Genomic DNA, 8,763 nt, shown 5'->3' with positions numbered 1-8,763 from the left:
CGACCTGCTCAGTCCCGAGGGGCGGCAGGGTTGTCTGCTCGTCAACACGGCGATCGAGAAGGCCGCCGAGGACGACGAGGCGGCGGCCGTCGTGCGCGGCCACCTGGCCCGGCTCGAGCGGTGCATGACCCACGCGCTGGAGAACGCGGCTCGCAGGGGGCAGGTGCGCGCGTCGCTCGACTGCGCCGGAAGTGCCAAGCTGCTGGTCGCCACCTGTCAGGGGCTGATGGTCGTCGGGAAGGCGAATCCCGACGGGGCGCTGCTGCGGGCGATCGTCGACAACGCCTTCGCTGCTCTCGTCTGACGGCGAGGTACATGGGCCACCGTGCGCGGTGGCTCTTTTTTCGGACCAATACTTGAATCAGTGCTCAAGAATGGAGCTGGGACATGCAGGCCATCGTCATTTCCGCCCACGGCGGCCCCGAGGTTCTCACCCTCGCCGAACTGCCCGACCCGGTGCCCGCCGACGGCGAAGTGCTGATCCGGGTCAAGGCGTTCGGCCTCAACCATGCCGAGGCGTACATGCGCAGCGGCGCCTGGGGGAAGGTGGCCGCCGTCCCCGGGATCGAGTGCGCCGGGGTGGTGGAGGCCGACCCGTCCGGTGAACTCCCGGTCGGGACCAGGGTGGTGGCGATCCTCGGGGGTATGGGGCGGACCCGCAACGGAAGTTACGCGGAGCTGGTGACGGTGCCGGCGACCAATGTGGTGGCGGTGCGTTCGTCGCTGGACTGGGCCGATCTGGCGGCCGTTCCCGAGGTGTATGCGACGGCGTGGAGCGGCTTGTTCGGCAATCTGGACCTGCGGTCGGGTGAGACGGTCGTGGTGCGGGGTGCGACGTCCTCGCTCGGTCAGGCCGCGGTCAACCTCGCGGTCGACCACGGCGCGACCGTGCTCGCCACGACCCGGAACCCGGCGCACGTACCGCTGTTGAAGAAGCTCGGGGCGGGCGACGTGCTGATCGACGACGGCGCGCTGGCCGCTCAGGTCAGGGAGCGGGGGGTCGGCGTCGACGCGGTGTTCGACATCGTGGGCAACAGTGTCCTGCGCGACTCGCTGGCCCTGGTCCGACCCCGGGGCCGGGTGTGTCAGCTCGGCTTCCTGGGCGGTTTCGACCCGGTGCGGGACTTCGACCCGATCGCCGATCTCCCCAGTGGGGTCCAGCTCAGCTTCTTCGGCAGCGCCTTCGTCCTGGGCACCCCCGAATTCGCGCTCACCGACGTGCCGTTGGACGAGATCTACGCCAAAGTCGCGGCCGGTACGCTCCGGGCCCGTCCCACCCGGGTCTTCCGGTTCGACGAGATAGTCGAAGCCCACCGGGCGATGGACGCCGGAGCAGCCCTCGGCAAGATGGTCGTCACCTTCGACTGACCCTCGCCTGCGACGGGCCTCGGTGCGGGGCTCACGCGACCTGCGCCAGCCTCTCCTGCCACCAGGTGAGGGTGGCCGCCAGGGCCTGGTCGGTCGGGGTGGGCTGCTCGCCGAACGCGGAGGTGTACGCCTTCGCGTCGATCACGAAGGGCCGGTCGAACTGGTAACGGACTTCAGGTAGTTCGGCCAGCGTAGGGTTGGCGAGGCCGGCCAGGCGGAGGGGCCACCAGGGGATCCAGCCGACCTTCGCCGGGGGTAGACCGGCGTGGCGGGACAGGCGTTGGAGGTTCTCCCTGATGGAGAGGGGTGGGGCGGTGGGAACGTGCCAGGCGCGTCCCCACGCCTGTTCCTCGGTACCGAGACGTACGAGGGTGCGGGCGATGTCGGGGAGGTAGGTGAAGCTGTGCGGCGCGTCCGGGTCGCCGAGGACGCGAATGCCCTTCCCGGCGAGCAGGGGTGTCATCACCCGCTGGGCCAGATAGCCGGGGTCGACGACGCCGGGGCCGAAGTAGTCGGAGGCGCGTGCCTCGGTGACGCGGACCCGTCCGGCCGTGTGCCGGGCCAGTGCGTCACGCCAAATGGTGGCGCGTACCCGGGCTTTGGCGCCGGTGCCCGCGAGCGGCAGGTCCTCGGTGAGCGGACCGTCGACGGGGCCGTAGCCGTACAGGTTGCCCGCCATCACCAGCACCGCGCCGGTGGACTCCGCCGCGTCCAGCACGGAGGCGGCGATCGGTGGCCAGTCAGTGGGCCAGCGGTGGTAGGCCGGGCTCGCGCAGTTGTAGATCACCTCGGCGCCGTGGGCGGCCTGCCGAAGTGCTGCGGTGTCGGTGACGTCCAGCGCCGTGCTGCCGTGGCTGCCCGAGCGGGTCAGGACCGTGACGTCCTGCCCCTGCTCGGTGAGCAGCGCTGCCGTGGCGGCGCCGATCGGGCCGTTACCGATGACGATGTGCCGTGCCATGAGTCCCCTCCCGGACTGGGGAGAGCAGTGCTCTCCTGCAGGCAGTCTGGTCGGCGGGTCCGGTGGAAGTCAAGAGCAGTGCTCTCTCTTGTGTGCGCTGCTCTCGAAATGCAGAATGGGCGCCATGACGGCGTCTCAGACCGCGCGGCAGCTGGCTCGCGCCGAGCTCACCCGCGCTATCAAGGAATCGGCCACCCGGCAGCTCAGCGAGACCGGGGCCGCTGGGCTGTCGCTCCGCGCGGTGGCGCGCGACCTGGGCCTGGCCTCGTCGGCGCTCTACCGCTACTTCCCCAGCCGGGACGCCCTGTTGACGGCGCTGATCATCGACGCGTTCAACGCGATCGGCGCGGCGGCCGAGACGGCGGCCGCCGTAACCGGCGACCCGGGCACCCGGTGGCTCGCCGCCTGCCGGGCCGTCCGGCGCTGGGCGCTGGCCCATCCGCACGAGTTCGCCCTGGTCTACGGCTCTCCGGTACCCGGCTACCGGGCCCCTGACGACACCATCGACCCCGCCACCCGGATCACCCGGCTGCTGGCGGCGCTGGTCCTGGAGGCCCACGACCAGGGCCTGTTGAGACCGCCCGCGCAGCCGCTGCCCAGGCTCGTCAGCCAAGGGGTGCTCGACGGTATCGGCGGAGCGCCCGCCGAGCCGTACGCGGATCTGGTGGAGCGGTCACTCACGCTCTGGGTCTCGCTGGTCGGCACGGTCAGCTTCGAACTGTTCGGGCATCTGCACGCGGTGATCACCGACTTCGACGCCTACTTCGACGCCGCCGTGCAGGTTGCGGGGGAGGCGGTCGGTCTCACCGTCCTGCCGGCTGGGTAGACCAAGGCCGCGCGCCCGGGTGGGTGCGCGGCCCTGAGGGTGGGTCAGCCGGTGGGCATGAATGCGGCCCGGACGATGCGCTCGCCGACCGGATTCATGGTCGTGGCCTTGGCGTCGATCGCGTTCACCGAGTAGACGAGGGTTCGTGACAGGTCCCTGGTCGCCGCGATGATGGTGCTGTAACCGGGCCGGGCTCCGGTCTTGAGCCAGATGATCAGTCCGCCGCCCGCGTCGTAGCGCTGCAGTCCCGCACTCAGCACAGCGCCCTTGACGTCCGGAACGGTGAACATCTCCTTCTCCAGCAGCGGTTGGGGCACGAGCTCGCCCCTGAACAGTGCGAAGAGGAACTTCTCGAGGTCTTCGGTGGTGGAGATCATGTCGCCTGCCGCCCACCGGTCCGACATGTTCCACTCGGTCGCGTCCACGACCGTGCCGTCGGCCAGCTTCTGGTAGCCGCGATTGTGCGCACCGAGGATTCGCGGGTCGGGGCCGTCGGGGAACGAGGTGTGCCGCATGCCGGCCGGCCGGAAGATCCGGGCCTGCGCCTGGTGCTCGTAGGAGTCGCCCGTGATCTTCTCGATCAGCATGCCGAGCACTGTGTAGTCGATGTTGCCGTACCGCTGCTTCTTGCCCGGGCCTTCCCCCGGCCCCCGGTAGGGGCCCTTGGCGACGGACTCCGCGACCACCTCGTCGGGGGTCAGCGTCCTGAAGCGGTTCTCGTAGCCCTCGGCGTTCTCGGGGCCGAGCGAGGCGCCGGGCTGGAGCCCACTGGTGAAGGTGAGCAACTGCCGTACGGTGATCGGCTCGAAGGCGTCCGTCATCAGACCGGGCAGGTACGTCTGAACGGTGCCGTCGAGATCCAGGCTGCCCTCTGCGGCGAGCTGCAGCACCATGGCCGAGGTGACCACCTTGGTGGTGGACCCCACCCGGAACCGAGCCCCCTCCAGCGCCTTCCGGTTGCTCTCCAGGTCATGCACCCCCGCGCTTCCGTGCCAGCTTCCCTGGCCTCCGACGCGGACAAGCGCTGCGGTCGCGTCCTGGCCGGGCAGCCCGAGGAGGGCGTCCTCCAAGGCCTTCGCGTTCGGTCCGGGTGACTGACTCGCCGTTACCCGAGCGCTGGGTGCTGCGGCCAGGGCGGGTGTTGCGACCGCGCCCGCGCTGAGGCCCAGCACGAGCGCGGCGGCCAGGGCGGTACGTATGCGGATACTCAAGGGATGCTCCGTGGTGTGGACCGGATTGTTCGTACGGCGTCCATCCTGTCCAGGGCAACGGCAGCGCGGATCATCGCGGAGGAGGGCAGTGACCCTGGTGCACCCCTGGCCGATCGCGTTGCCTGAAGCCGGTGTTGTCGGGGTCGACCCCTACGTGCCGTCCAGTAGAACAACGGACCGCAAGGTGCCCTGGGAAAACGGCGGTACCGACCGCGACCAGCACCGTCGACGGATGGGTCGTATGAGCGATCGGGGATGCGCCGGGCGGGGGGCGGGGCAATGACGTCGCTCCCACGTTCGCAGAGGGTCCCAACTACCAGGTCACACCGGCCTCCTGACGTGCCTGCACGGCCGCGAACTACGCCCTGTCCGACGGATACTGACTTCGGCTTGTCAGGGTGAGGTTGGGGTTTCGAACCGGTGCCCGGCTGCCGGGCCCCTGACGACACGATCGACCCCGCCACCCGGATCACCCGGTTGCTGGCGGTGCTGGTCCTGGAGGCCCACGCCCAGGGCCTGTTGAGACCGTCCGCGCAGCTGCTGCCCAGGCTCGTCGGCCAAGGGGTGCTCGACGGTATCGGCGGAGCGCCCGCCGAGCCGTACGCGGATCTGGTGGAGCGGTCGCTCACGCTCTGGATCTCGCTGGTCGGTACGGTCGGCTTCGAACTGTTCGGGCATCTGCACGCGGTGATCACCGACTTCGACGCCTACTTCGACGCCGCCGTGCAGGTCGCGCCGGCCGGATAGGCCGGGGCCGCGCGCCCTGCGTGGGTGCGCGGCCCCGACGGTGGGTCAGCCGGTGAGGTCGGGGCGCTGGGTGACGCGGATCGCGTTGAGTAGCGTCTTGCCGTCGGCGGCCACGAAGCGGACGTCCAGGCGGCCGTCCGTCACGGTGACCGTGAAGGTCTGGGTGAGCGCCTTGYGGGTGCCCACCTTCAGGGCGATGTCGAGGTCGGGGATCACCTCCCGGTCCTCGATCAGGACGTCGAAGACCCGGGTGGCGGGCGACTTGCGGTCCAGCTCCGCGAAGTCCAGTTCGACGGTGTAGACGCCGTTGGGCACCTGGTCGAAGGCGTAGCCGTACATGCCCTCGCGGGCGGTCTGGAAGCGTTTCGGGTCGGTGGTGCCGGTGACCGCCTCCCGGGTGTCCTTGGCCGAGGAGCGGCCCTGGTAGCCGTAGCTGCCGGTGGCGTACTCACGGTCCCTGGTCCAGCTGTCGCCGAGGGAGTCGGTGAAGGCGCCGGTGGCGCCGGCGTCCAGGGCGACCTGGTAGCCGGGAACCACCACCGTGACGGGGACGGTGAGTTGGGGCGCCCGGCCGCTCGCGGAGCGGATCAGCAGCTGGGCGGTGAGGACGGTGCCGGGCGCGGCACCGGCGGTGTCCAGGGACAGCTTGACGGTCTGCCTGGAACCGGTGCCGAGGTCGCCGGCGGCCGGTTCGACCTTCAGCCAGGCGGCGTCGACCGCCTCGGTGACGGTGTAGGCGGTCGGGGCACCGGCGTTGGCGAGCTCGAGGGTGCGGGTGCGGGCCTGTCCGGCGGGCACGACGGCGGTCAGCGTGGGCGCCGAGGTGGTGACCCGGCCGGTGGCCAGGGCGGTGACGGGCCGTTGGACCGCGCCTGCCGTGACGGTGACCGGGCCGGTAGCGGTCGCGTAGTTGGCCGCGCCGGCCTCCAACCGGTAGTCACCGGCGGCGGGTTGCAGCAGGTAGCTGCCGTCCTCGCCGCTGGTGGCGGTACCGGCCGTGCTGCCGGTGGCGGTGAGCAGCTTGATGGCGGCACCGGCCAGCGGCTTGCCGTCGTTGGCGTCGGTCACGGTGCCGCGCAGCAGGCCGGTCCTGACGGGCCGGAAGGTGACGGCCAGTCCGTTGCCGAGCACGGCGGTGTTGAGGGAGTACTGGAGGGCGTCGGTGCCAGCGGCGTTCTCCAGGCCGATGGTGGCGCCCGATCCGGCGGCCAGGCCGGAGGCCGCGGTGTCCTTGTAGCGGTAGGTGAAGCTGCCGTCCTCGCTGATCGCCACCGAGAAGGAGAGCCGCTGGGTGCGGTCGGAGTAGAACGCGACGTTGCGCCACTCGACGACGAACGCCCGGTTGGGGGCGGTGCCGGTGGCGGCGGTCCAGACACCGGAGTCGACGTCCAGGTAGAGGTCGTCCCAGAGCGGGTAGAGCGCTCCGTTGGGCAGGCCGGGGGACGGGATGGCGCCGTTGCTGTAGACCGTGGAGGCGGCCGGGAAGGACAGCACGCCGTCGGTGCTGACGTACCCGACGGTGTGCACGGCCCCGTACAGCGGGACGGCGAACGGCAGCCGGACCTGCTCGGCGGCGGTGTCACCGGTCAGGGCCAGTTTGGTGCTGCCGCCGACCCACTCGCCGCTGGTCGCGGTGCAGCTGTAGCCGAACGTGTCGGTGCGGACCGGCAGTTCGATGTCGGCGGTGGTGTCACCGGTGAGCGACAGGTGCTGCCGGGCCTGGTCGGCACAGCGGTACGGGGGGCTCGCGGTGACGTCGTACTCGCCGAGCGGGAGGGTGAGTCGGTAGTGCCCGGCCGCGTCGGCGGTGGCGCTGACAGGGGTGCCGGTGGCGGTGACCACGGAGCCGGCCGCCGGGGCACTGCCGCTGCGGACGGTGCCGGTGACGGTGGCGGAGGCGGCCTGCTCGACGGCGAAGTCCCGGGTGGCGGTCTGGTCGGCGACCACGACGGCTTCGGCGGTGGCGGGGAGGTAGCCGTACTTGGTGACCTTGAGGGTGTAGCTGCCCTCGGCGAGGTTGGCCAGGCTGTACGAGCCGTCGGCGGCGGTGACGGCGGTGCGGTCGATCGCGCCGTCGGCGAGCACGGTGGCGCCGACCAGCGCGGTGCCGCCCGAGGTGACGTGGCCGGTGAGGGTGCCGACCGGGCCGTGCGGGGCGGCGGAGACGGCCGCGTAGGCGTCGAGCTTGCCTTCGCCGAAGACGTTGTTCTTCGCGACCGTGCCTCCGCAGGCGGTGGCGTCGGTGTCGACGGCGGTGCGGTCGAGCAGGGCCCGGGTCTCGGCCACGTTGCCACGCAGGGAGGGTGCGTAGGCCCAGACCAGGGCCACCGTGGCGGCGGTGTGCGGGCTGGCCATCGAGGTGCCGCTGAACGCGGCGTAGCCGGCGCCCGGCACGCTGGAGCGGACGTTCTCACCGGGGGCCGCGAGGTCTGGCTTGAGCTGCCCGTTCTCGCCGGGGCCTCGGGAGGAGAAGCTGGAGATGGCACCGGCGCTGTTGAAGGAGCCGGAGGAGTAGCCGTTGGTGTAACCGCCCGGGTAGCCGTTGGAGTTGCAGCCGGGGCCACTGTTGCCGTTGGAGAAGGCGGGGAAGATGCCCGCGTCCACCCAGGCCTGCACGGTCAGCCGGTACCAGTCGTCGTACAGCGTGCCGCCCCAGGAGTTGTTCACCACGTCGGGGGCGAGGTCGGGTCGGGGGTTGTTGCCACTGAGGTCGGTGGGGGCGATCACCCACTGGCCGGCGGCGAGCAGTGAGGCGTCGGAGCAGGTGTTGGTCTCGCAGCCCTTGGCGGCGATCCACCTGGCGCCGGGGGCGAYGCCGATCCGGTCGCCGCCGACGGAACCGACCATCGTGCCCATGGTGTGGGTGCCGTGGTCGTTGTTGTCGCAGGGCGCGGCGGCGGGGCAGACGTTCGCCGGGTCGAACCAGTTGTAGTCGTGGTGGTACGCCCCGTCCGAAGTCCGGCCCCGGTACTGGGTGTTGACCGCCGGGTGAGTGTAGTCGACGCCGGAGTCGATGTTGGCGACGACGATGCCCTCGCCCCGGTCTCCCAGCTCGTCCCAGACCCGTGGGGCGCCGATCCGGTCGACGTTCCACTCGACGGCGTCCGGCGCCTTGGGCTCGGCGGTGCCGGGGACGACCTCGTCCAGCTTGACGGTCTGTTCGGCGCGGATCGAGGCGACCTCGGGCTGCTCGGCCAGCGTGTCCAGCAGCTTGCGGTCGCCCGTGACCCGGATGGCGTTGACGATCCAGTACGAACGGTAGTCGGCCCGGACAGCGTCGAGCAGGCCGCGCAGGTGCGCCTGGGTGGCGTCCGCGTGGGTGGTCTTGGCGCGGAGCAGGGCCTCGGCCTTGGCCGTCTTCGTGGTGGCGCGCTGCGCATCGACCGTGGTGGCCTGGGAGTTGAGCTGGACCCAGTACACCGCCTTGTCGTCGTCGGCGAGTTGCTCCAGCACCTTCGCCTCGATCTTGGCGGCGGGTGCGGTCGCGGACGCGGTCGTGGTGGGCGGCGTCGGTGGCGCGGCCGGTGCGGCGAAGGCCGGTGCGGCGAGGGTGACCGTCGGGAGGGCGAGGGCGGCGAGCAGGCCGGTCAGGGCCGTACGCAAGCGGCTGGTTCGTAAAGCCACGGATTCTCCTTCACGTGGTGGCGGGGGGG

7 protein-coding genes are annotated in these 8,763 nt (G+C 71.2%); 4 read left to right on the top strand and 3 right to left on the bottom strand.

The features are described from left to right. Together ACXJMZ_RS35110 and ACXJMZ_RS35105 are read left to right on the top strand one after the other, a co-directional pair. Positions 1-304: TetR family transcriptional regulator C-terminal domain-containing protein (locus ACXJMZ_RS35110; RefSeq protein WP_457034069.1), on the top strand; the 304-nt coding region annotated here is incomplete at its 5' end. Positions 305-387: 83 nt separating this feature from the next. Further along, positions 388-1,368: a zinc-binding dehydrogenase gene (locus ACXJMZ_RS35105; protein ID WP_457034068.1), complete on the top strand. Its 981-nt coding sequence runs from the start codon at positions 388-390 to the stop codon at positions 1,366-1,368. Positions 1,369-1,399: 31 nt separating this feature from the next. On the opposite strand, the gene ACXJMZ_RS35100 is transcribed toward ACXJMZ_RS35105, so the two are convergent. Then, entirely contained in the window at positions 1,400-2,326 is a 927-nt protein-coding gene (locus tag ACXJMZ_RS35100) for an NAD-dependent epimerase/dehydratase family protein (RefSeq protein ID WP_457034067.1), read from the bottom strand. A gap of 124 nt (positions 2,327-2,450) precedes the next feature. On the opposite strand from ACXJMZ_RS35100, the gene ACXJMZ_RS35095 reads away from it, so the two are divergent. Beyond that, entirely contained in the window at positions 2,451-3,152 is a 702-nt protein-coding gene (locus tag ACXJMZ_RS35095; protein ID WP_457034066.1) for a TetR/AcrR family transcriptional regulator, read from the top strand. A 44-nt stretch (positions 3,153-3,196) separates the two neighbouring features. On the opposite strand, the gene ACXJMZ_RS35090 is transcribed toward ACXJMZ_RS35095, so the two are convergent. Then, entirely contained in the window at positions 3,197-4,363 is a 1,167-nt protein-coding gene (locus ACXJMZ_RS35090) for a serine hydrolase domain-containing protein (protein WP_457034065.1), read from the bottom strand. 420 nt (positions 4,364-4,783) lie between these two features. Here ACXJMZ_RS35090 and ACXJMZ_RS35085 point away from each other — a divergent pair, with 420 nt between their 5' ends. Beyond that, positions 4,784-5,110 carry a TetR-like C-terminal domain-containing protein gene (locus ACXJMZ_RS35085; RefSeq protein WP_457034064.1) on the top strand — a complete coding sequence of 109 codons (327 nt, stop codon included), beginning with the start codon at positions 4,784-4,786 and terminating at the stop codon, positions 5,108-5,110. A 45-nt stretch (positions 5,111-5,155) separates the two neighbouring features. On the opposite strand, the gene ACXJMZ_RS35080 is transcribed toward ACXJMZ_RS35085, so the two are convergent. Further along, positions 5,156-8,734, bottom strand: a complete 3,579-nt coding sequence (locus ACXJMZ_RS35080; RefSeq protein ID WP_457034063.1) for a S8 family serine peptidase — start codon at positions 8,732-8,734, stop codon at positions 5,156-5,158. Between the last annotated feature and the right edge of the window lie 29 nt (positions 8,735-8,763).

The sequence above is a fragment of the Kitasatospora sp. P5_F3 genome (assembly GCF_054049135.1).
The sequence above is the reverse complement of the archived record's forward strand: the minus strand, read 5'-3'. Positions and strand labels throughout refer to the sequence as shown.